The sequence below is a fragment of the Mycobacterium sp. DHQP2018-32-09 genome (assembly GCF_058148405.1).
This window is the reverse complement of record NZ_JBYVYK010000035.1, coordinates 1-23,141: the sequence shown is the minus strand read 5'-3', so window position 1 is coordinate 23,141 and position 23,141 is coordinate 1. Positions and strand designations below refer to the sequence as shown.

The window sequence follows — 23,141 nt, the reverse complement described above, 5'->3', positions numbered from 1 at the left end:
GGCTCAGGTGAAGCGGAACCAACGCAGCGCGCACAGCGCGGCCACGGCTCCCCAGGCGAGCAGCACCGCGATGCCGAACCAGTCCACCGACAGCGTCAGCGCCTGCGTGAGCGCCTCGGTGAGTGCTCCCGACGGCGTCAACCGCGCGAGCATGCCCATCCAGTGCGACACGATGCCACCCTCCAGGGTCAGTGCCCCGAGTGCGGCGAACACGAACCACAGCAGGTTCGCCAGTGCCAGCACGATCTCGGCGCGCAGCGTGCCTCCCAGCAGGAGGCCGAGTGCGGCGAACCCGGCGGTGCCCAGCGCGATGATCACCGCGCCCAGCGCCAGGCCCAGCGGCGCGGGCCGCCAGCCGAGGGCGAATCCGATGGCGCCCAACAGGATCGACTGGAGGAACACGCAGGTCACCACGGCCAGCGCCTTGCCCGCGATGATGCCCCATACGGGCAGCGCGGTGGCGCCCAGGCGCTTGAGGGCGCCGTAGCGGCGGTCGAACGCGACCGCGATGGCCTGCCCGGTGAAGGCCGTGGAGATGACCGCCAACGCCATGATCGCGGGCACGAACACCCCGGCCCGGTCGTCGCCGAAGTCGCCGAAGGGCAACAGCGTCAGACCCACCAGCAGGGTGATCGGGATGAACATCGTCAGCAACAGCTGTTCGCCGTTGCGCAACAGCAGCTTCAGTTCGAGGCCGAACTGGGCGGCCAGCATCCGGGCGACGGTCGACGGCCGCGGATCGGGCGTGAACGTGCCGGGTTCGAAGCGATTGGTGGTGCTCATGGGCGCAGCTCCCGTCCCGTCAGATCCAGGAAGACGTCCTCCAGGCTGCGCTGTTCGACGCGCATGCCGGTGGCCAGTACGTCGAGGCGCGCGCACCACGCCGTCACGGTGGCCAGCACCTGCGGGTCGACGTGCCCTTCGACGAGGTATTCGCCGGGTGTCACCTCGGCGGCGCGATAGCTCTCCGGCAGCGCCGTGACGAGCAGCGACAGGTCGAGTTTGGGGGGTGCCGAGAAACGCAGTTGGTTCTCCGCGCCACGCTGCATGAGTTCGGCGGGGGTGCCGGTGGCGACGGCCCTGCCGTGGTCGACGATCACGAGTCGGTCGGCGAGCTGTTCGGCCTCGCCGAGCTGATGAGTCGTCAACACGATCGTCACCCCGTCACGGCGCAGGCCGTCGATCAGATCCCACACGACGATGCGGGCGTGGGCGTCCATGCCCGCGGTGGGCTCGTCGAGGAACACCAGCTCCGGCCTGCCCACGACGGCGCACGCCAACGCCAGGCGCTGCTGCTGGCCGCCGGACAGGCGCCGGTAGGTGGTGCGCGCCGCCTCGGTCAGGCCGAGGACGTCCATCAGCCATGCCGGGTCGAGGGGGTTGGCGCTGTAGGACGCCACCAGCCGTAGCATCTCGCCGGCGCGCGCCGCCGGGTAACCGCCGCCGCCCTGCAACATCACGCCGATGCGCTCGCGCACCTTGGCGTTGTCGGCCGCGGGGTCGAGGCCCAGGATGCGGATGCGGCCGGCGTCGGGCCTGCCGAACCCCTCGCACATCTCCACCGTCGTGGTCTTGCCCGCGCCGTTGGGGCCCAGCAACGCGAACACCTCGGCGCGCCCCACCTGAAGGTCCAGCCCGTCGACGGCGACGGTGGACCCGTAACGCTTGGTGACGCCCTCCAGGAGAACGGGGACCTCGGATGCAGCGCTCACGGGGATTCAGCGTAGGCGTCGGTGCGGACGTCCTGCCTCGGCGGTGGCTCGTCGGCCGACCGATCTCTGCCGGGCAGTCCGCGCCACGGCAACCTGCGGTAGGTCAGCGCCACCAGTATCGCCACGATCAGGGTGCTGGCCAGGACCGCGTCGACGATCTGGAACAGCGCGAACCGGTCGCCGTTGGCCGTCGGTCCGAAGATGCCCACGACCAGCGACATCACGATCGCAGTGCCGCGGAACCCGGGCCGCGTGGCCCACGTCGCGAGCGGGATGATCGCCCACAGCAGATACCAGGGCTGGACCACGGGGAACAGCAGCACCGTCGCGCCGAGCGCGACGCCGAGCCCGCCCACGGGGTGCAACCGGCCGCGCAGCACCGACAGCAGCAGCCAGGTGACCAAGATCGCGATGATCGTCACGCCCATCGCGCGGGTCAGCCCCAGCACGGCCGTCGTGTGGTCGCCGAGGCCCAGCAGGATTCCGACCTGTCCGGTGCCCAGGGCGATCAGCGTGGGAGGCGACATCCAGGACCGCACCACGTTCGCGGTGCCGAGCGTGAACAGCCAACCGAAGCCGAGGCCGCTGACCCAGCCGACGACGGCCATCACGGCGATCGATACGACGGTCAGCAGGCCGCCTGCGAGGAAGAACGCCTTGACCGTGCCGCCCCACCGGCAGGCCAGCGCCATCGCCACGAAGCCGATGGCCAGCAGGGACGGCAACTTGACCTGCGACGACAGGGCGATCAGCACGGTGCCGGCGAGCAGCATCGCCGCGGGCGTCCACGCGCGCCACTGCCGGCGATCCCGCGGCCACCGGACGGGCCGGGGGAGCAGCCGCGCGGTGGAGTCGACGCCGCGCAGCGCGAACTCGGTGCCGGCCAGCATGAGGCCGAGCATCAGCGCCTCGTTGTGGATTCCGGCCACCAGGTGCATCAGCAACAGGGGGTTGCACGGGCCCAGCCACAGGGCGCTGACCTCGGCGACCCCGCAGCGGCGCGCCAGCCGCGGCGTCGCCCACACGATCAGCGCCACGCCGAGCAGCACGACGACCCGGTGCAGCAGCACGCCGGCCACGATTTCGCCGCCGGTGAGTTCGGAGATGCCGCGCCCGATCCACAGGAACAGCGGCCCGTAGGGCGCCGGCGTTTCGCGCCAGATGCTCGGCACCGACAGCGTGAACACGTGGTCGAGGCCGAGACCCGGCGCGGGGCCCACGACGTAGGGGTTCAGCCCGTTGCGCGCGATCTCGCTCTGTGCCAGGTAGGAGTAGACGTCCTTGCTGTACATCGGCGGCGCCAGCAGCAGTGGCAGTGCCCAGAGCAGCAGTGTGCGGTCGAGTTGACTGCGCGACAGCCGGCGGGGTCCCAACGCGAAGCGGCCCAGCATCAGCCACGCCAGCGCCATCATCACCGCGCCGGTGGTGGTCATCGTGAGCGAGACGGTCTGGATGCGCGAGGGCAGGTTGAGCAGCCGGACGCCGAACGTCGGATCCTGCACCACCGGGCGGGCGCCTGCGCCGAGCGCGCCGATCGCCATCAGGACCGTGCCGGTGGCCCCGAACACGCGGGTGTTGCGCACCGAGGCGACGTCCGCGGGGGTCAGCGGGGATCCGACGGCCACCTCGTCGGCGTGCCAACGGGCCACGGCCGAACTCAGAGGTTGCAGGCGGGCGGCCATGCCAGCAGAGTAACCGGCGGGTAACCGTCGTCCGTATTCCCGCACGGCGGGGTGAGGATGTCCACCCTCGGCTAAGGGTGACCTTGCTAGACCGGGTTCGGCAATTCCGCCACAATGGTGTTGTGAAATTCGACGACGAGAGCACACCACGTGGCGCCGCCGCCACGCCGGTTGCCGCTGCGTCGCCGAGCGACGGTCACACCAGGACCGAGATCGTGCGGCTGCTGATGCAGGGCCCGATCACGGCGGGCGAGATCGGCGACCGTCTGGGCATCTCCGCCACCGGCGTGCGCCGCCACCTCGACGCCTTGGTCGAGGCGGGCGACGCCGAGGCCAACGCCGCCGCGGCGTGGCAGCATCACGGCCGGGGCCGCCCCGCCAAGCGCTACCGGCTGACCCCGGCCGGCCGCGGCAAGCTCGACCACGCCTACGACGACCTAGCGGTGGCCGCCATGCGGCAACTCCGCGAGATCGGCGGCGACGACGCCGTGCGCGTGTTCGCCAGACGCCGCATCGACGGCATCCTCGCCGAGGTGCCCGAGGCGGACACCACCGAGCGCTCGGCGGTGGCCCGCGCCGCGCAGGACGTGGCCGCCGCGTTGACCAAGGCCGGGTATGCCACCACCACCGCTCCCGTGCCCGGCGGCGTCGGCGGGGTCCAGATCTGCCAGCATCACTGCCCGGTGTCGCACGTCGCCGAGGAGTTCCCCGAACTCTGCGACGCCGAGCGCGAGGCGTTCGCCGAGATCCTGGGTACGCACGTGCAACGGCTGGCCACCATCGTCAACGGCGACTGTGCGTGCACCACGCACGTGCCGACCGATCGGCGCACGGCCCGCGCCGACGTCACCACCAACCAGCAAGGAGCGTCGACATGACGACCACACCCGAGCAGCTGACCCAGGAGGAGACCATTGCCTCCCTGGGTAATTACGGTTACGGCTGGGCGGATTCCGACGTCGCGGGCGCCAGTGCGCAGCGTGGCCTGAACGAGGCCGTGGTGCGCGACATCTCGGCCAAGAAGAGCGAGCCGGAGTGGATGCTCGACATCCGCCTCAAGGCCCTGCGCACGTTCGGCAAGAAGCCCATGCCGAACTGGGGTTCGGATCTCGACGGCATCGACTTCGACAACATCAAGTACTTCGTGCGGTCCACGGAGAAGCAGGCCGCCTCGTGGGAGGACCTACCCGAGGACATCCGCAACACCTATGACCGGCTGGGCATCCCGGAGGCCGAGAAGCAGCGCCTGGTCGCCGGTGTGGCGGCGCAGTACGAGTCCGAGGTGGTGTACCACCAGATCCGCGAGGACCTCGAGGCCCAGGGCGTGATCTTCCTGGACACCGACTCCGGGCTGCGCGAACACCCGGAGCTGTTCAAGGAGTACTTCGGCACCGTGATCCCGGCCGGGGACAACAAGTTCTCCGCGCTGAACACCGCGGTGTGGTCGGGCGGATCGTTCATCTACGTCCCCAAGGGCGTGCACGTCGACATCCCGCTGCAGGCGTACTTCCGCATCAACACCGAGAACATGGGCCAGTTCGAGCGGACGCTGATCATCGTCGACGAGGGCGCCTACGTGCACTACGTCGAAGGCTGCACGGCACCGATCTACAAGAGCGACTCGCTGCACTCGGCCGTGGTCGAGATCATCGTCAAGCCGGGTGGCCGCTGCCGGTACACCACCATCCAGAACTGGTCCAACAACGTCTACAACCTGGTGACCAAGCGGGCCAGGGCCGAGGCGGGCGCCACCATGGAGTGGATCGACGGCAACATCGGCTCCAAGGTCACCATGAAGTACCCGGCCGTGTGGATGACCGGTGAGCACGCCAAGGGTGAGGTGCTCTCGGTCGCGTTCGCCGGCGAGGGCCAGCACCAGGACACCGGCGCCAAGATGCTGCACCTGGCACCCCACACGTCGAGCAACATCGTGTCGAAGTCGGTCGCGCGCGGCGGTGGCCGCGCGTCCTACCGTGGTCTGATCCAGATCAACAAGGGCGCGCACGGCTCCCGGTCGAGCGTGAAGTGCGATGCGCTGCTGGTCGATTCGGTCAGCCGCTCCGACACCTACCCCTACGTGGACATCCGCGAGGACGACGTCACGATGGGCCACGAGGCGACCGTCTCGCAGGTCAGCGAGGACCAGCTGTTCTACCTGATGAGCCGCGGGCTGTCCGAGGACGAGGCCATGGCGATGGTGGTGCGCGGGTTCGTCGAGCCCATCGCCAAGGAGCTGCCCATGGAGTACGCGCTCGAGCTGAACCGGCTGATCGAGTTGCAGATGGAAGGTGCGGTCGGATGACCGGGGTGACGGAAGCCGCAGAGGGCGCGGCCAAGCCGGGCTCGGTGCTGAACCTGAACAAGGGCGAGTTGTTCGCCTCCTACGACGTCGACGCCTTCGAGGTGCCCGGCGGACGTGACGAACTGTGGCGGTTCACGCCGCTCAAGCGCCTACGCGGCCTGCACGACGGCACCGCCGTCGCAACCGGCAGCGCGTTGGTGGAGGTGAGCGCGCGACCCGGCGTCACCGTCGAGACCGTCGACCGGTCCGACGAGCGCGTGGGGCGTGCCGGGGTGCCCGCCGATCGCGTTGCCGCGCAGGCGTATTCGGCCTTCGAGCGCGCGACCGTCGTGACGGTGGCCCGCGACACCGAGGTGGCCGAACCCATCGAGATCACGGTGCACGGTCCCGGCGCAGGCGCGGTGGCGTACGGCCACCTGCAGATCCGCGTCGAGGAACTCTCGCGGGCGACCGTCGTCGTCGACCTGCGGGGCAGCGGCGTGTACGCCGACAACGTCGAGCTGATCGTCGGCGACTCGGCGGGGCTGGGCGTGGTGTGGATCGCCGACTGGGACGACGACACCGTGCACGTCAGTGCCCATCACGCGCTGCTGGGCCGCGACGCCGGGTTGAGCCACGTCAACGTCACCCTCGGTGGCGACGTGGTGCGCACCAGCGTCAACGTGCGCTACGCCGGACCCGGTGGCCAGGCGGAGCTGTTCGGCACCTACTTCGCCGACGACGGACAGCACTTCGAGTCGCGGCTGCTGGTCGACCACTCCCAGCCGAACTGCTCCTCGGACGTGCTCTACAAGGGTGCGCTGCAAGGCGATCCGAGTTCGGACAAGCCCGATGCGCACACGGTGTGGATCGGCGACGTGCTGATTCGCGCCGCGGCCACCGGCACCGACACGTTCGAGGTGAACCGCAACCTGGTGCTCACCGACGGCGCCCGCGCCGACTCGGTGCCCAACCTGGAGATCGAGACCGGCGAGATCGTCGGCGCCGGACACGCCAGCGCGACCGGTCGCTTCGACGACGAGCAGCTGTTCTACCTCCGTGCGCGCGGCATCCCCGAGGCGCAGGCCCGCCGCCTGGTCGTCCGCGGCTTCTTCAACGAGATCATCGCGAAGATCGCCGTCCCCGAGGTGCGGGAGCGCCTCACCGAAGCCATCGAGCGCGAGCTCGCACTCACCGAAGGAACCCAGTCGTGACCACCCTGGAAATCAAGGACCTGCACGTCTCCGTCAACACCCCCGAGGGTGAGGCCAAGGAGATCCTCAAGGGCGTCGACCTCACCGTGAGGTCGGGTGAGACCCATGCCGTGATGGGGCCCAACGGATCGGGCAAGTCGACGCTGTCGTACGCCATCGCCGGGCACCCGAAGTACACCGTCACCTCCGGGTCGATCACGCTCGACGGTGAGGACGTCCTCGAGATGAGCATCGACGAGCGCGCCCGGGCGGGCCTGTTCCTCGCGATGCAGTACCCCGTCGAGGTGCCGGGAGTGTCGATGTCGAACTTCCTGCGCACCGCGGCCACCGCCGTGCGCGGTGAGGCGCCGAAGCTGCGGCACTGGGTCAAGGAGGTCAAGGCCGCGATGAGCGACCTGGACATCGACCCGGCCTTCGGGGAGCGCAGCGTCAACGAGGGTTTCTCCGGTGGCGAGAAGAAGCGCCACGAGATCCTGCAGCTGGGCCTGCTGAAGCCGAAGATCGCGATCCTCGACGAGACCGACTCCGGGCTGGACGTCGACGCCCTGCGCGTCGTGAGCGAGGGCGTGAACCGGTACAAGGACGCCGAAAACGGTGGCGTCCTGCTGATCACGCACTACACCCGGATCCTGCGCTACATCAAGCCGCAGTTCGTGCACGTGTTCGTGGGCGGCCGGATCATCGAGTCCGGTGGCCCCGAGCTGGCCGACGAACTCGAGGAGAACGGCTACGAGCGCTTCACGCAGGCCACCACCGCGTCGTAGACCCGAGGAGGTTCCGATGACCCAGTCCGCCGTCCGCCCGTTGGACGCGGGAACGATCGCCGCGATCCGCGCCGACTTCCCGATCCTGCAACGGGTGATGCGCGGCGGATGTCGGTTGGCCTACCTCGATTCCGGTGCCACGTCGCAGAAGCCGCTCGCCGTACTGGACGCCGAACGCCACTTCCTGCTGAACTCCAACGGTGCGGTGCACCGCGGTGCGCATCAGCTCATGGAGGAATCGACCGACGCCTACGAGCAGGGGCGTGCGGACGTCGCGCGGTTCGTCGGCGCGGACACCGACGAATTGGTGTTCACGAAGAACGCGACCGAGGCCATCAACCTGGTGGCATACGCGTTGGGCGACAAGCGTTTCGAGGGTGCCGTCGGTCCCGGCGACGTCATCGTCACCACCGAGCTGGAGCACCACGCCAACTTGGTGCCCTGGCAGGAATTGGCCCGGCGCACCGGGGCGACGCTGAAGTGGTTCGGCGTCACCGAGGACGGCCGCATCGACCTCGATTCGCTGGTCCTCGACGACTCGGTGAAGGTCGTCGCCTTCAGCCATCACTCGAACGTCACGGGCGCGGTGGCACCGGTCGCCGAGCTGGTGGCCCGCGCCAGGGCGGTCGGTGCGCTGGTGGTCCTCGACGCGTGCCAGTCGGTGCCGCACCAGCCCGTGGACTTCCACGCGCTCGACGTGGACTTCGCGGCGTTCTCGGGGCACAAGATGTTGGGGCCGACGGGGATCGGCGCGCTGTACGGTCGGCGCGAGCTGCTCGACGCGCTGCCTCCCTTCCTGACGGGAGGCTCGATGATCGAGACCGTCACGATGGAGGCCACCACCTTCGCTGCCGCACCACAGCGTTTCGAGGCCGGCACGCCGATGACGTCCCAGGTCGTCGGATTGGGAGCTGCCGCACGGTATCTCGAGCAGATCGGGATGCCGGCGGTCCAGGCTCACGAGGAGGAGCTGGTGGCCGCGGCGCTGCGGGGCCTCGCCGACGTCCCGCAGGTGCGCATCATCGGTCCGCTGGACACGGAGCGGCGCGGTTCGCCGGTCTCGTTCGTGGTCGACGGCGTGCACGCGCACGACGTGGGGCAGGTGCTCGACGACGACGGGGTGGCCGTGCGCGTCGGGCATCACTGTGCGTGGCCGCTGCACCGCCGGTTCGGCATCGCCGCCACGGCGCGGGCGTCGTTCGCGGTGTACAACACGCTCGACGAGGTGGACCGCTTGGTCGCCGGCGTGCGCCGTGCCGTGGACTTCTTCGCATGAGGGTTCGTCGCGTGACCAGGGTCGGGGGTGAATCGTGAGGCTCGAGCAGATGTACCAGGAGGTGATCCTGGACCACTACAAGCATCCGCACCATCGCGGATTGCGTGAACCCTTCGTCGCGGAGGTGTCGCACGTCAACCCGACGTGTGGTGACGAGGTGACGCTGCGGCTGGCCCTGTCGAGCGACGGCGAGACCGTCACCGACGTGTCCTACGACGGCCAGGGCTGCTCCATCAGCCAGGCGTCCACGTCGGTGCTCACCGACCAGGTGATCGGTCGGTCGGTGGGGGATGCGCTGAAGACCGTCGCGGCGTTCACCGAGATGGTGTCCTCACGCGGCACCGTCGACGGTGACGAGGACGTCATCGGCGACGGCATCGCGTTCGCCGGGGTGGCCAAGTATCCGGCACGCGTGAAGTGCGCGCTGCTGGGGTGGATGGCCTTCAAGGATGCGCTGGCGCGAGCCCACGACCCTGTCGACGAACGGCACGTCGACGAACGGCACGTCGACGAACCGCTTGCCGGCGGACGGCATGCCGACGAACAGAATCCAGTCCACGAGCCCAAGAGGGAGACCGCATGAGCGACACGGCGATACCGAACGAGGAGTTCATGGCCGATCTCGAGGAGGCGATGCGTGACGTCGTCGACCCGGAGCTGGGCATCAACGTCGTCGATCTGGGGCTGGTGTACGGCCTCGACGTCGAGGACTCCGACGGTGGGAAGGTGGCGCTGATCGACATGACGTTGACGTCGGCGGCGTGCCCGCTGACCGACGTCATCGAGGATCAGTCGCGGACGGCACTCGTCGGCGCGGGCCTCGTCAACGAGATCAAGATCAACTGGGTGTGGAACCCGCCGTGGGGTCCGGACAAGATCACCGAGGACGGCCGCGAACAGTTGCGTGCCCTCGGCTTCACCGTCTGACCCCACCTTCTTCGTCACAGCGCGCCCGGCGTCTCGCCGGGCGCGCTGTGTCGTCGTGGGCGCCTGCACGCCGTGCGCCACGGCGCGATTCTGGCAAAGGCATTGCAGCGATGGTCACGTGCATCGATACGTGGGAAACGCCTTGTGGTCGATGCCGAGTTACCGATCGGTTCGCCATTTCGTCATACGTTGATTGCGGAATTGGCAGTGCAACTGGTTGCGATGTGAAGTAGCGTCCGCGGTGCAATGACAATGTGATTAGTTCATAAAACAAAATCTGCCATGGAGCTTCTTGATCTGCATCGATGGCATCTGCGGCACAGACAATACTTCGTACCCTTGGTTTCATAGCCGCCGAAATTTCGATCCTTTCGGTCTGTTTCTTTCCGTTCCTTTCCGAGCATTTCGATGACTTGGTGAATTCGACCGGCAGATGAGGTGGAGAAATGTTCGTGCGACCCAGGAATCGGCAGTCCGGTTGCCCGGCACCGCGGGGGACGTGGTGGGCGGCAGGTGTGGTGGCCGCCGGGCTCGGCGCGGCCGTGGTGTCGGGCCAGGCCATGGCCCACGCCGCGCCGTCGGGCGACGGGGATGCCGGTGCGTCGACGTCCGCGTCGAGTGCGGCGGGCCCGGCGCGTTCGGGGGCCGGTGGCGGGACGTCCGGGAACGAGCGTCCGTCGGGCGCCGACGGTCGCGGCCAGCCCGGTCCGGCCGGCAAGGCGAGTCGAGCGTCGGCGTCCGGCACCGCGAAGAGCGCGACCGGGACCCAGCGCGCCGGATCGGCGACCACGACCCGGCAGGCCGAGAAGACGGGCACCGAGAAGACGGGCACCGAGAAGACCGGCATCGAGAAGACCGGCGCCGAGAAGACCGGCACCGAGAAGACCGGCACCGAGAAGACCGGCATCGAGAAGACCGGCACCGAGAAGACGAAGCCGACAACCGGGTCGTCCGCTACGCAGGCGAGCGACGGTCCCGGCGCGGCGACACCCGACCCGGTGCCAGACCCGGTGCCGGGGACGGCGACGAACGGCACGGCACCGGCGGGCACGGCACCGACGGCCACGTCGGTCGGATCGTCGACCGCCACGCCGACGGCCGACGCCGGGAAGCAGGACGCGCAGACGATCGGCGAGGTGGAGGCCCCCCGGACCTCACGTCCGGACGTCGCGGCCGAGACCGTCACGCACCCGGCACCGGAGGCGAACGCGTCGGCCCAGCCGACCGTGCAGGCTTCCACCTCGTCCACCTCCACCACGACCACCACCACCTCCACCACCTCGACCACCTCCACCACCACGACCACCACGGCCGCGACGGTCACGTCCACTCCGGCCGCCGCCGCCACGTCGGCCGCGCCGGTGCGAGGTGACGACGCCCTCGTGGGCGGACGCGTCACGGTGGGCACGATCGTCGTGGACGTGCTGCGCGCGGTCGGGTTGCCCGTCGACGGCAGCCTCGCGGTGCTCCTGCCGCTGCCGCTGTTCGGGCCAGTCGAGACCTGGTGGACCGGCGTGCGCGGCCGCATCTACGGCACCGCGGTGACGTCGACGGGACCGGGCACCCCGGGCACCCCCACCAACCCGCCGACGGGGCAGGATCCGGTCCTGCTCTGGCAGACCAACTTCACCGACATGGCCGAGATGCTGAAGTCGTGGGACCTGCAGACCGGACGTTGGGGCGGGTCGGCGGGGGAGAACCAGTACTACACGCCGGGCACCTCCAACATCGCGATCGACGCCGACGGCAACCTGGTGATCTCCGTCAGGCAGGAGACCGCACCCGACGGCAAGCCCGCCCCGTACGACTACACGTCGGCCCGCGTCGTCACCTACGGCAAGCAGTCGGTGGAACCGCCGGTGCGCATCGTGGCGCGGATGCAGATGCCGTACGCCAAGGGTCTGCTGCCGGCGTTCTGGACCGTCGGCCTCGAACCCGGTCACGAGTTCGATTGGCCACGGCAGGGCGAGATCGACATCGTCGAGTTCCCCGGCATGGCCGACGCGGCGTTCCGGCAACACTGGACCGGCAACGTCCACGGTCCGGCGGCGGGCAACGGCGCGCAGGACGTCAAGCTGGACGACGTCTTCGCCAACCTCGGCGTCGACCTGTCCGCCGACTTCCACGACTACGGCATCGACTGGTACCCGGACCGCATCGTCTGGACCGTCGACGGCAAGAACCTCGGACAGGTCACCAAGACGCAGTATCAGGCGCTCGGCGGCGACTGGACGCCGTTCTCGGGGGCCTGGCCGCACTACCTCATCCTCACGCCGGCCGTCGGCAACCCGTGGACCGGCGATCCCGACCGGACGTCGACCCCGCTCAATGCGCAGATGAAGGTCGACTGGGTGAAGGTGTGGAAGCTGTAGATACCGGCGAACGGTCGGTGAACGACCGCGCGCCTGGGAACCCGATGCGGTATTCCTATGGGGTGCCTGTCAACCCCGTCCGTCGGACCATGGCGGCCGTCGCGGGTCTTGCCGTGCTGGCGGCGGCCGGCGGCGTGCTCGCGATGCCCGCTCCCACCTCGACCGCCACCACGTGTCCGACCGGGGAAAGCAGGGACCTGGTGACCGAGGTGTGCATGCCCGCCCCGCCCACCAACCTCATCGAGGAGACCACGCCCGCGGGCGGAGGGCCGCCGGAGGTCGCCGGCGTGCCGTGTACCGGGGGCAACTCCTACGAGTGCATCGGGCTGGCCGAGGAGAGCCAGGCCGCGGGTCCCACGCCGACGGCCACCGCCGTCGTGGGCACGTCGGCTGCGCCGCCCGCCTCGGCGCCGCCGCCGGACCCGGAGTTCGGGGAACCGGCACCCAGCTCCGGCGTCGTCGCCCCAGGTGCGCAGACGCCGAACGTGCCCACCGGGTCGGCCGTGGCAGCCACGCCGTGACCTAGCCTGGTCCGACGGGCGAAGGGAGTGTCATGGAGGGCGTGACGGAGGGCTCGGAGCGCGTGCAGGGTTACGCCGGCACGCGAGACCAGCTTCGCGGGGTGGCCGAGAGCCTGATCGCCGGGCCGCAGTACCGGGCGGCGGGCACCATCCGGCTCGCGGTCCGTCCCGACGGGTTCGCCGCGACGGCGCTGCCGCTGGCCGTCCACGGCACCACGTTCACGTGGCAGGACGACCGCGCGGAGCTGGCCGGGCCCGTCGGTGCGGTCGCCGCGGCGGCAGGCCTCGACTACGGCCCGCCCGACGGGGCCTATCGCAGTGCCGCCCCGATGCCCGCCGACACGGTGCTCGACCTGAATCCCGAAGCCGCGGCGTTGCTCTATCGCAGCCTCTACGCCGGGGGTTTCGCGCTCACGCAGGTGCTGCCCGACGGCCACCCGGTGCTGTGGCCGGAGCACTTCGACGTCGCGGTCGCCGCCGACCAGGTGACCTACGGCGTGGCCGCGGGTGACGACCTGCATCCGCTGCCGTACGCCTACGTCGCCCCGTTCGACGTCACGGCGCATCGCGGACCGTTCTTCAACGCCCCCTTCGGCGCGTTGCGGTCGCTCGACCCGACCGCCGACGTCGACGCACTGGCCGCCCAGATCGCCGACTTCCTCGCCGAGGGGCGGGGCCGCCTCGAGGGGGAGTGACGTTCCGCTCGTGTCGCGTGCGGGGGAATCGCGGTGCGGCAGGACCCGTTGAACCGCAGCATGGCTCTCGATGACCTGTTCACGCCGCTGACCGTCGGCTCGCTGACGGTGCCGAACCGCTTCGCGATGGCGCCGATGACACGTGCCGCGTCGCCCGGCGGCGTCCCCGGGCCCGACGTGGCCGAGTACTACCGGCGCCGCGCCGCGGGCGGCGTCGGTCTGATCATCACCGAAGGCGTGCGGCTTCCCGATCCGGCCGCGGGTTTCCCGTTCGCGGTGCCCACCATCGCCGGTGACGCCGTGCTGGCCGGATGGCGGCGGGTGGTCGACGCCGTGCACGCCGAGGGTGGCACCATCGCGCCGCAGCTGTGGCACCAGGGTGAGCGGCGCGAGACGTCGGACGGGGTGGCGCCGGTCAGCCCGTCGGGAGTCGATCCGGACGGCAAGCCCAGGGGCCGCGCGCTGTCGGCCGGCGAACTCGACGACATCGCGCAGGCGTTCGCCACGGCCGCCCGGACGGCCCGCGACCTGGGCTTCGACGCCGTCGAACTGCACGGCGCCCACGGTTACCTGCTCGACGAGTTCCTGTGGCAGGCCACCAACCGCCGCACGGACTCCTACGGCGGCGACGTGGCGGGGCGCACCCGCTTCCCGGCGCAGGTGGTGGCCGCGGTCCGCACCGCGGTGGGCCCGGACTTCCCGATCGTCTACCGCTTCTCGCAGTGGAAGGCCACCGACTACCAGGCGCGCATCGCCGACGACCCGGCCCAGCTGCGCGACCTGCTGCTGCCGCTGCTCGACGCGGGCGTCGACGTGCTGCACCCGTCGACGCGCAGGCACTACACGCCGGCCTTCCCCGACGTCGACCCCACACTGAGCCTCGCGGGCTGGACGAAGAGGGTGACGGGGGTACCCGTGATCACGGTGGGCTCGGTGGGGTTGCAGACGGAATTCCGCAGCGAGAGGGAAGGCGAGGTCATCGCGCCCGCTTCGTTGGACCGGCTGGTGGCTGGTTTCGACGCCGGCGAGTTCGACGTCGTCGCCGTCGGCCGGGCACTGCTGGCCGACCCCACGTGGGTGAACCGGCTGCGGGAGGGTTCGCTCGACGGGTTCAATGGGTATGACGCCCGCAAGGCTCTGGCGGGCCTGCACTGACGCCCGCGACCGCCGATCGAACGAGACCCCCGGTCGCACGAGATCCCGGGGAACATCCCCCTTTCCCACGACGTTAGGACCACCGTGACCACGCAAGACATCACCGCCGCGCAGTTCAACCAGACCATCACCGACAACGAGATCGTGTTGGTCGACTTCTGGGCGGATTGGTGCGGGCCGTGCAAGGCGTTCGCGCCCACGTTCGCCGCGTCGGCGGACAAGCACCCCGACGTCGTGCACGCCAAGGTGGACACTGAGGCCGAGCAGGGGTTGGCCCAGGCCGCCGAGATCCAGGCCATCCCGACGCTGATGGCGTTCAAGAAGGGCCACATGGTGTTCCGGCACTCGGGCATGCTGCCCGCCAAGGACCTCGAGAACGTGATCGAGAAGATCAAGGAGTTCGACGTCGAGGCGGCCATCCAGCAGGCGCAGCAGTCCGAGCAGTAGCGGCCGCGATTCCCCCCGGCCGTCCGGCCGCGGCGCCCCGGGGTGGGCCAGTAGCGTGCAGCGCGTGAGCGAAGACACCGCCGGCGGCGCGCCCCTGGTCTTGGTCGATCGGCCACGGCCGCACGTCGCGCTGGTGACGTTGAACCGGCCCGAGCGCATGAACTCGATGGCGTTCGACGCGATGCTGCCGCTGCGGGCGGCGCTGGCGGAGTTGACGCACGACAACTCGGTGCGGGCGGTGGTCCTCACCGGCGCGGGCCGCGGGTTCTCGTCGGGTGCCGACCACAAGTCGGCAGGCGCCATCCCGCACGTCGACGGGTTGACCCGGCCGACGTACGCGCTGCGCTCCATGGATGTCCTCGACGACGTGATCCTCGCCATACGCAAGCTGCACCAACCGGTGATCGCGGCGGTCAACGGTGCCGCGATCGGCGGCGGCCTGTGCCTGGCGCTGGCGTGTGACATCCGCGTCGCGGCGCACGCCGCCTACTTCCGGGCCGCGGGCATCAACAACGGGTTGACGGCCAGCGAACTGGGGTTGTCCTACCTGCTACCTCGGGCGATCGGCACGTCGCGGGCGTTCGAGTTGATGCTGACCGGTCGCGACGTCGCCGCTGCCGAGGCCGAACGCATCGGTCTGGTCTCCCACGCGGTGCCCGACGACGAGTTGCTCGGCACGTGCTTCGACATGGCCGAGCGCATCGCGAGCTTCTCCCGCCCGGGCGTCGAGTTGACCAAGCGGACGCTCTGGAGTGGACTGGACGCGGGTAGTCTGGAGGGCCACATGCAGGCCGAGGGACTGGGTCAGCTCTTCGTGCGCCTACTCACCGCGAACTTCGAGGAAGCGGTTGCCGCGCGCGCCGAGCACCGACCCCCGGTCTTCACCGACGACCGGGCCGCCCAGACCCCCACGGCCCCCGTGGGCCGCGCGTCGCAGGACGGCGCAGCCACCGACGAGTAGGAGCAGTACGGCGTGATCACCGCAACGGACCTGGAGGTCCGCGCCGGAGCGCGCACCCTGCTCGCCATCGAGGGCGCCGCGCTGCGCGTGCAACCCGGCGACCGCATCGGCCTCGTCGGCCGCAACGGCGCGGGCAAGACCACCACCATGCGCATCCTCGCCGGTGAGGGCGAGCCCTACGCGGGCACCGTGACCAGCAGCGGCCCCATCGGTTACCTGCCGCAGGACCCCAAGGAGGGCGACCTCGAGGTGCTGGCGCGCGATCGCGTGCTGTCGGCCCGTGGGCTGGACACGTTGATCGCCGACCTGGAGAAGCAGCAGGCGCTGATGGCCGAGGTGGTCGACGAGGGGGCGCGCGACCGCGCCATCCGCCGCTACGGGCAGCTGGAGGAGCGCTTCGCCGCTCTCGGCGGATACGCCGCCGAGAGCGAGGCCGGCCGGATCTGTGCGAGCCTCGGCCTGCCGGACCGCGTGCTGACCCAGCCGCTGCGCACGCTCTCGGGCGGTCAGCGCCGCCGCGTCGAGTTGGCGCGCATCCTGTTCGCGGCCTCCGACGCGGGGTCGGGAGCGGCCACCACGCTGCTGCTCGACGAGCCCACCAACCACCTCGACGCGGACTCCATCACCTGGCTGCGGTCGTTCCTGCAGAACCACACCGGCGGTCTGGTGGTGATCAGCCACGACGTGGACCTGCTGGCCGACGTGGTCAACCGGGTGTGGTTCCTCGACGCCGTGCGTGGCGAGGCCGACGTCTACAACATGGGTTGGCAGAAGTACCTCGATGCACGGTCCACCGACGAGCAGCGCCGCAGGCGGGAACGCGCCAACGCGGAGAAGAAGGCGTCGGCGCTGCGCGCGCAGGCGGCCAAGATGGGTGCCAAGGCCACCAAAGCCGTTGCCGCACAGAACATGCTGCGTCGAGCCGAGCGCATGATCGCCGAACTCGACGCCGAGCGGGTGTCGGACAAGGTCGCCAAGATCAAGTTCCCCACCCCCGCGCCGTGCGGCCGCACCCCGCTGGTGGTCAAGGGGCTCACCAAGACCTACGGCTCACTGGAGATCTTCACCGGCGTCGACCTGGCCATCGACCGCGGCTCGCGCGTGGTGGTGCTGGGCCTCAACGGCGCGGGCAAGACGACGCTGCTGCGACTGTTGGCCGGGGTCGAGACACCGGACGCCGGCGAGATGGAGCCTGGCCACGGCCTCAAGATCGGCTACTTCGCCCAGGAGCACGACACCCTGGACAACATGACCACGGTGTGGGAGAACATCCGCCACGCCGCGCCCGACACGGGGGAGCAGGACCTGCGCGGCCTGCTGGGGGCGTTCATGTTCACCGGCCCGCAGCTGGAGCAACCCGCGGGCACGCTGTCCGGCGGCGAGAAGACGCGGTTGGCGCTGGCCGGCCTGGTGGCCTCGACGGCCAACGTCCTGTTGCTGGACGAACCCACGAACAACCTGGATCCGGCATCGCGGGAGCAGGTGCTCGACGCGTTGCGCAGCTACGAGGGCGCCGTGGTGCTGGTGACGCACGACCCCGGTGCCGCGGAGGCGCTCGAACCGCAGCGGGTGGTGCTGCTGCCCGACGGCACCGAGGACTTCTGGTCCGACGAGTATCGCGAACTCATCGAATTGGCTTGACGTAGACGCCAATAACGGGTGCCGGGGAATTCGCCGATCGCGATCCGCGGACCCGTGATTGAGCCCCCCGTGCCCCGGGTACCCGCCGAACGTGACGAGGCCCGGGAGGTATCGATGAGCGACGGAAACAAGTCACGCGAACAGCTACTCGACGAATTGCGCTCCGAGTACGAGAAGGGGGCCAGCATCCGTTCGCTGGTCGCCAGCACCGGGCGGTCCTACGGCTCGATCCACGCGATGCTGCGCGAGTCCGGCACCACGATGCGCAGCCGCGGCGGCCCCAACCACCGCAACCGCAGTCGCGACTGATCCCACGGGGTCAGGGCTGCCGCACCGAGGCCTCGACGAGGTCGAGTACGGCGCCGAGCCTGGCGGTGTCATCACCGGAGGCCAGCCGCGCCACCAGCCCGTCGAGCACCAGATCCAGATACGTCTGCAGCACCTCGCTGGGGACGTCGTCGCGTAGCCGTCCCGCCAACTTCTGCCGGTGCAACCGGTCGGCGGTGGCGGTGGACAGCTCCACCGACCGTTCCGCCCAACCCTGGTTGAACACCGGATCGTTGCGCAGCTTGCGTGCGATCTCCAGCCGCGTGGCCAACCAGTCGAACTGCTCCGGAGCGGCCAACATGTCGCGCATCACCTGCACCAGACCCTCGCGGGCGGCGACGTCGGCCATCCGCTCGGCATCCTCGTGCGCCAGCTCGAAGAACAAGGTGTCCTTGTCCTTGAAGTGGTGGAAGATGGCGCCGCGCGACAGCCCGATGGTCTGCTCGAGCCGCCGCACGGTCGCCTTGTCGTAGCCGTACTCCGCGAAACACCTGCGGGCGCCGTCGAGTATCTGTCGACGGCGCGCCGCGAGGTGATCGTCGGTTACGCGGGGCAACGAACTGCCTTGTCTACCTGGTCGATTCCCGCTACGACTTCAACATGTTCCGCAGCACGTACTGCAGGATGCCGCCGTTGCGGTAGTAGTCGGCCTCACCGGGGGTGTCGATGCGCACCACGGCGTCGAACTCCACGGTGCCGCCATCCTGCTTGGTCGCGGTGACGTGCACCGTCTTGGGCGTCTTGCCCTCGTTCAGCTCGGTGATGCCCTCGATGTCGAAGGTCTCGGTGCCGTCGAGCTTGAGCGACTTCGCCGACTCGCCCGCCGGGAACTGCAGCGGGATCACGCCCATGCCGATCAGGTTCGACCGGTGGATGCGCTCGAACGACTCCGTGATGACGGCGCGCACGCCGAGCAGCGTGGTGCCCTTGGCCGCCCAGTCGCGTGACGAACCGGAGCCGTACTCCTTGCCGCCCAACACGACCAGCGGAATGCCCGCCTTCTGGTAGTTCACCGACGCGTCGTAGATGAACGACTGCGGGCCACCGTCCTGGGTGAAGTCCCTGGTGTAGCCACCGGAGACGTCGTCGAGCAGCTGGTTGCGCAGCCGGATGTTGGCGAACGTGCCCCGGATCATCACCTCGTGGTTGCCGCGGCGCGACCCCAGGGAGTTGAAGTCCTTCGGCTCCACGCCGTGCTCTTCGAGGTATTGGGCGGCAGGCGTGCCCTTCTTGATGCTGCCTGCCGGCGAGATGTGGTCGGTGGTCACCGAATCACCAAGCAGCGCAAGCACCCTGGCGCCCTTGATGTCGGCCACCGGCTCCGGCTCGGCGGGCATGCCGTCGAAGTAGGGCGCCTTGCGGACGTAGGTGGAGTTCTCGTCCCACTCGAAGGTGTTGCCCTCGGGCGTGGGCAACGCGCGCCACCGCTCGTCGCCCTTGAACACGTCGGCGTACGAGTCGCTGAACATCTCCCGGTTGATCGAGGAGGCAATGGTCTCCTGGATCTCCTGCGCGGAAGGCCAGATGTCCTTCAAGAAGACGTCGTTGCCGTCGGTGTCCTGCCCCAACGGATCGGACTCGAAGTCGAAGTCCATGGTGCCGGCCAGGCCGTAGGCGATGACCAGCGGCGGCGAGGCCAGGTAGTTCATCTTGACGTCGGGGGAGATGCGGCCCTCGAAGTTGCGGTTGCCCGACAGCACGGCGGTCACCGACAGGTCGTTGTCGTTGATCGCCGCCGAGATCTCGTCGGGCAGCGGACCGGTGTTGCCGATGCACGTGGTGCAGCCGTAGCCGCCCAGGTAGTAGCCGAGCTTCTCCAGGTACGGCCACAGGCCGGCCTTGTCGTAGTAGTCGGTGACGACCTGGCTGCCGGGGGCCATGTTGGTCTTGACCCACGGCTTGGTGGTCAGGCCCTTCTCGACCGCCTTCTTGGCCAGCAGGGCCGCGCCCAGCATGACCGACGGGTTGGACGTGTTGGTGCACGACGTGATGCCCGCGACCACCACGGCACCGTGGTCCAGGACGAACTCGCCGCGCTCGGCGGAGCGCACCGTGATCGGCTTGGTGGGCCTGCCCTCGGCCCCGTTGGCGGCCGACGGCCGGGCGTCGACGGCGCCGTCGTCGGCGAACGACAGCGACACCGAGTCGCTGGCCGGGAACGACTCGTCGACCGCCTCGTCCAGCTTGGTCTCCGGCGCGGGATGGTTCTCTTCGACGTAGTTGTGGATGTCCTTGCGGAACGCGTTCTTGGCATCGGAGAGGGCGATGCGGTCCTGCGGGCGCTTCGGGCCGGAGATGGACGGCACGACGGTCGACAGGTCCAGCTCCAGGTACTCGGAGAAGACGGGCTCGGAGTCCGGGTCGTGCCACATGCCCTGCGTCTTGGCGTAGGCCTCGACCAGCGCCAGCTGCTCGTCGCTGCGGCCGGTCAACCGCAGGTAGTTGATGGTCTCCTCGTCGATGGGGAACATCGCTGCGGTCGAGCCGAATTCGGGGCTCATGTTGCCCAGCGTGGCGCGGTTGGCCAGCGGCACCTCGGCGACGCCCTTGCCGTAGAACTCGACGAACTTGCCGACGACGCCGTGCTTGCGCAGCATGTCGGTGACGGTCAGCACGACGTCGGTGGCGGTGACGCCGGGCTTGATCTCACCGGTCAGCTTGAAGCCGACGACGCGGGGGATCAGCATCGACACCGGCTGGCCGAGCATGGCCGCCTCGGCCTCGATGCCGCCGACGCCCCAGCCGAGCACGCCCAGACCGTTCTCCATCGTGGTGTGCGAGTCGGTGCCCACGCAGGTGTCGGGGTAGGCCACGCTCACGGTCTTCCCGTCCACCTCCCGATCCCGCGTCATCACGACGCGGGCCAGGTACTCGATGTTCACCTGGTGCACGATGCCGGTGCCCGGCGGGACCACCTTGAAGTCGTCGAAGGCGCCCTGGCCCCAGCGCAGGAACTGGTACCGCTCGCCGTTGCGCTGGTATTCGAGTTCGACGTTCTTCTCGAAGGCGTCGGCCCGGCCGAACACGTCGAGGATCACCGAGTGATCGATGACCATCTCCGCGGGCGAGAGGGGATTGACCTTGTCCGGGTCGCCGCCGAGGGTCGCGACGGCCTCGCGCATGGTGGCCAGGTCGACGATGCACGGCACGCCGGTGAAGTCCTGCATGAGCACGCGCGCGGGCGTGAACTGGATCTCGACGCTGGGCTCGGCCTCGGGATCCCAATTGGCGATGGCCTCGATGTGCTGCTTGGTGATGTTGGCGCCGTCTTCGGTGCGCAGCAGGTTCTCGGCGAGGACCTTGAGGCTGTAGGGAAGCTTCTCGGTACCGGGGACGGCGTCCAACCGGTAGATCTCGTAACTCTGCTCTCCGACCTTCAGGGTGTCCTTGGCGGAGAATGAATCAACGCTGCTCACATCAACTCCCGGGATAGGTGTCGCCGCGACGGGCTGTGTCGACGGCGCTTCCGACTTCCTACAGTACGCTTGTCCTTTATTGCGCCGGAATGCGGGGTCCAGTCTCGTCGAGGTGACGTGTGCTGCCAATGCGTGTCGGTGCCGGCCCGTCGGCCCGGTCACGTACATTGCCCCTGTGACAGGACCGCACGACCTCTCGTTCCTGCCGGCATACATTCCGCCGGACGTCGACATGGCCGCCGTGAACGCGGCCGTGTCCGCCGACGGGGTCAGCGCGCCGCCGGCCGACGTTCCTGCGCTCAAGGCGGTGGTCGCGGAGGCGGCGTCGCGTGGCATCGACCTCAAGATCGTCGTCATCCCCACGAATCCACCGATCGACACCCCGCTGCGCGACATCGCCACCGAGGTCGGCCACGCGCATCCCGGGTCCACGGTGCTGGCGATCAGCCCGTCCTACGCCGGCACCTACAGCACGCAGTTCGACCGGGTCACGCTCGAGGCCGGCCAGGACGTCGCCAAGGTCTACGGCGACCCCGTGCAGTCGGCGCAGAACTTCGTCGGGCAACTCACCACCCCGGACTTTCCCTGGACGGCGCTGTCGGTTGCCGTCATCGTGCTCGTCGCGGCGGCCATCGTCGGGGTGCGCGCATTGCAGGTGCGGGCCCGGCGCGCGTTCGCGAATTCGGCGCCGGCTCGGGGTGCGTCCGGTCACGTCCCGCCCGACGCTGAAAGCGCTGCGCCCCCGGCGATCTGAGCGCCGTCGCGGCCATTCCTCGCAATTCGAGAAATTGTTCGTAACCATTCGATAACGCTCGTTTCAATTACAACTCTGTAATTCTTCGCGAACGTTTCTTTGGCGCTTTCTGTGACGTACGGTGCAGAAGGTGCTTGATGTTGCAGCTGCGTTCCAAGTGACATTTGTGACTCAGTTGTTACCAAGCCCGGACGGACGTGTCGGCGTCCGCGCTGAGCCCAAGGAGACCGGAGTCTGATGAGACGCATCCCGAGCGCCTCTGCCTACCGCGCATGCGGTCGGGTCGGCGCGTGTTCCGTCGCCTTCGGCATCCTGCTCACCTCGGTGTTCGGCCACGGCTCGGGGATCGCCGTGGCCGAACCGGGAGGTGCCGACGGGGTTGCGCGGCTCGTCGCCGCCGTCGCCGACGCCGACCAGAAGCTGCAGGAACTGGGCGCCCAGATCCAGACGCAGCAGGAGGACGTCAACAAGGCCCTGGTCGGCGTGCAGTCCGCACGCGATGCGGCTGCCGCCGCCCAGGGCGAGGTCGACGCCAGCCAGCGCGGCCTCGACGAGGCCAACGCCGCCATCGGCGCCGCCCAGCACCGCTTCGACGTCTTCGCGGCGTCGACCTACGTCAGTGGCCCGTCGGGGTCCTATCTGACGGCGAAGGACCCCGCCGACATCCTGACCGCGGCCTCGGCCGACGAGACGCTCAAGGTGTCGTCGCGGCAGGTCGTCGCCGACCTGCAGCGCGCCCGGACCGACCAGGTGAATCGCGAATCCGCGGCGCGGCTGGCCAAGCAGAAGGCCGACCAGGCCGTCGTCGACGCCCAGACCAGCCAGGACGACGCCGTCGCCGCCCTCACCGCGGCGCAGCAGACCTTCAAGGCTCAGCAGGCCGAACTCGACCGACTGTCGGCGGAGCGGGCCGCCGCCAAGGCCGAACTGGACGCCGCGCGCCCGGCCTCCGCGCCCGCCGCCGCAGGCCCTGCGGCGGTGCCGCAGGGCAACGCC

At 69.5% G+C, this 23,141-nt stretch carries 21 protein-coding genes and 1 pseudogene; 17 read left to right on the top strand and 5 right to left on the bottom strand.

What is annotated here, in order from left to right:
* Window positions 1–3: 3 nt before the first annotated feature.
* From AC30CM_RS17545 to mptB, 3 genes are read right to left on the bottom strand one after another with little or no spacing between them, the layout of a single operon-like run.
* Entirely contained in the window at window positions 4–783 is a 780-nt protein-coding gene (locus AC30CM_RS17545; RefSeq protein ID WP_490118178.1) for an ABC-2 transporter permease, read from the bottom strand.
* Window positions 780–1,712, bottom strand: coding sequence for an ABC transporter ATP-binding protein (locus AC30CM_RS17540; RefSeq protein ID WP_490118177.1), 933 nt, complete (start codon window positions 1,710–1,712; stop codon window positions 780–782). The genes AC30CM_RS17545 and AC30CM_RS17540 overlap by 4 nt, the downstream gene beginning before the upstream one ends.
* Complete coding sequence (gene mptB / locus AC30CM_RS17535) at window positions 1,709–3,394, bottom strand: polyprenol phosphomannose-dependent alpha 1,6 mannosyltransferase MptB (RefSeq protein WP_490118176.1); 1,686 nt, start codon at window positions 3,392–3,394, stop codon at window positions 1,709–1,711. Before mptB ends, AC30CM_RS17540 begins: the two co-directional genes overlap by 4 nt.
* A gap of 122 nt (window positions 3,395–3,516) precedes the next feature.
* Here mptB and AC30CM_RS17530 point away from each other — a divergent pair, with 122 nt between their 5' ends.
* From AC30CM_RS17530 to AC30CM_RS17460, 15 genes and pseudogenes are all read left to right on the top strand, one after another.
* Window positions 3,517–4,272, top strand: coding sequence for a helix-turn-helix transcriptional regulator (locus AC30CM_RS17530; protein WP_490118175.1), 756 nt, complete (start codon window positions 3,517–3,519; stop codon window positions 4,270–4,272).
* A complete protein-coding gene (gene sufB / locus AC30CM_RS17525; RefSeq protein ID WP_490118174.1) occupies window positions 4,269–5,696 on the top strand; it encodes a Fe-S cluster assembly protein SufB in 1,428 nt (475 codons plus the stop codon). The genes AC30CM_RS17530 and sufB overlap by 4 nt, the downstream gene beginning before the upstream one ends.
* Window positions 5,693–6,889 carry a Fe-S cluster assembly protein SufD gene (gene sufD / locus AC30CM_RS17520; protein ID WP_490118173.1) on the top strand — a complete coding sequence of 399 codons (1,197 nt, stop codon included), beginning with the start codon at window positions 5,693–5,695 and terminating at the stop codon, window positions 6,887–6,889. Before sufB ends, sufD begins: the two co-directional genes overlap by 4 nt.
* Window positions 6,886–7,653, top strand: coding sequence for a Fe-S cluster assembly ATPase SufC (sufC, locus tag AC30CM_RS17515; protein WP_490118172.1), 768 nt, complete (start codon window positions 6,886–6,888; stop codon window positions 7,651–7,653). Before sufD ends, sufC begins: the two co-directional genes overlap by 4 nt.
* Window positions 7,654–7,669: 16 nt before the next feature.
* Entirely contained in the window at window positions 7,670–8,929 is a 1,260-nt protein-coding gene (locus tag AC30CM_RS17510; protein WP_490118171.1) for a cysteine desulfurase, read from the top strand.
* Window positions 8,930–8,978: 49 nt separating this feature from the next.
* Window positions 8,979–9,512, top strand: a complete 534-nt coding sequence (sufU, locus tag AC30CM_RS17505; RefSeq protein ID WP_490118214.1) for a Fe-S cluster assembly sulfur transfer protein SufU — start codon at window positions 8,979–8,981, stop codon at window positions 9,510–9,512.
* Window positions 9,509–9,856 carry a metal-sulfur cluster assembly factor gene (locus AC30CM_RS17500; protein ID WP_490118170.1) on the top strand — a complete coding sequence of 116 codons (348 nt, stop codon included), beginning with the start codon at window positions 9,509–9,511 and terminating at the stop codon, window positions 9,854–9,856. The genes sufU and AC30CM_RS17500 overlap by 4 nt, the downstream gene beginning before the upstream one ends.
* Before the next feature lie 446 nt (window positions 9,857–10,302).
* Window positions 10,303–12,228 (top strand): family 16 glycosylhydrolase, encoded by a 1,926-nt coding sequence (locus tag AC30CM_RS17495; protein ID WP_490118169.1) that lies wholly within the window; start codon window positions 10,303–10,305, stop codon window positions 12,226–12,228.
* Window positions 12,229–12,290: 62 nt separating this feature from the next.
* The gene (locus AC30CM_RS17490; protein WP_490118168.1) at window positions 12,291–12,749 is read left to right on the top strand and encodes an intersectin-EH binding protein Ibp1; all 459 of its coding nucleotides are present in this window, start codon (window positions 12,291–12,293) and stop codon (window positions 12,747–12,749) included.
* Window positions 12,750–12,790: 41 nt separating this feature from the next.
* A complete protein-coding gene (locus AC30CM_RS17485; RefSeq protein ID WP_490118167.1) occupies window positions 12,791–13,444 on the top strand; it encodes a hypothetical protein in 654 nt (217 codons plus the stop codon).
* 60 nt (window positions 13,445–13,504) lie between these two features.
* On the top strand, window positions 13,505–14,599 hold the full coding sequence (locus AC30CM_RS17480) for an NADH:flavin oxidoreductase (RefSeq protein WP_490118166.1): 1,095 nt from the start codon (window positions 13,505–13,507) through the stop codon (window positions 14,597–14,599).
* Between the two features lie 84 nt (window positions 14,600–14,683).
* Window positions 14,684–15,046: a thioredoxin gene (trxA, locus tag AC30CM_RS17475; RefSeq protein ID WP_490118165.1), complete on the top strand. Its 363-nt coding sequence runs from the start codon at window positions 14,684–14,686 to the stop codon at window positions 15,044–15,046.
* A 55-nt stretch (window positions 15,047–15,101) separates the two neighbouring features.
* Window positions 15,102–15,938, top strand: a pseudogene (locus AC30CM_RS17470) (enoyl-CoA hydratase); the annotation flags it as partial.
* An 81-nt stretch (window positions 15,939–16,019) separates the two neighbouring features.
* Complete coding sequence (locus AC30CM_RS17465; RefSeq protein WP_490118164.1) at window positions 16,020–17,648, top strand: ABC-F family ATP-binding cassette domain-containing protein; 1,629 nt, start codon at window positions 16,020–16,022, stop codon at window positions 17,646–17,648.
* 114 nt (window positions 17,649–17,762) lie between these two features.
* Window positions 17,763–17,957 (top strand): helix-turn-helix domain-containing protein, encoded by a 195-nt coding sequence (locus AC30CM_RS17460; RefSeq protein WP_490118163.1) that lies wholly within the window; start codon window positions 17,763–17,765, stop codon window positions 17,955–17,957.
* Window positions 17,958–17,967: 10 nt separating this feature from the next.
* On the opposite strand, the gene AC30CM_RS17455 is transcribed toward AC30CM_RS17460, so the two are convergent.
* Both AC30CM_RS17455 and acnA read right to left on the bottom strand, forming a co-directional pair.
* Window positions 17,968–18,531, bottom strand: coding sequence for a TetR/AcrR family transcriptional regulator (locus tag AC30CM_RS17455; protein ID WP_490118162.1), 564 nt, complete (start codon window positions 18,529–18,531; stop codon window positions 17,968–17,970).
* Window positions 18,532–18,562: 31 nt separating this feature from the next.
* The gene (acnA, locus tag AC30CM_RS17450; RefSeq protein WP_490118161.1) at window positions 18,563–21,391 is read right to left on the bottom strand and encodes an aconitate hydratase AcnA; all 2,829 of its coding nucleotides are present in this window, start codon (window positions 21,389–21,391) and stop codon (window positions 18,563–18,565) included.
* 175 nt (window positions 21,392–21,566) lie between these two features.
* On the opposite strand from acnA, the gene AC30CM_RS17445 reads away from it, so the two are divergent.
* Together AC30CM_RS17445 and AC30CM_RS17440 are read left to right on the top strand one after the other, a co-directional pair.
* Window positions 21,567–22,145 (top strand): Rv1476 family membrane protein, encoded by a 579-nt coding sequence (locus AC30CM_RS17445; RefSeq protein ID WP_490118160.1) that lies wholly within the window; start codon window positions 21,567–21,569, stop codon window positions 22,143–22,145.
* A gap of 237 nt (window positions 22,146–22,382) precedes the next feature.
* On the top strand, window positions 22,383–23,141 hold a 759-nt coding region (locus AC30CM_RS17440), incomplete at its 3' end, for a coiled-coil domain-containing protein (RefSeq protein ID WP_490118159.1).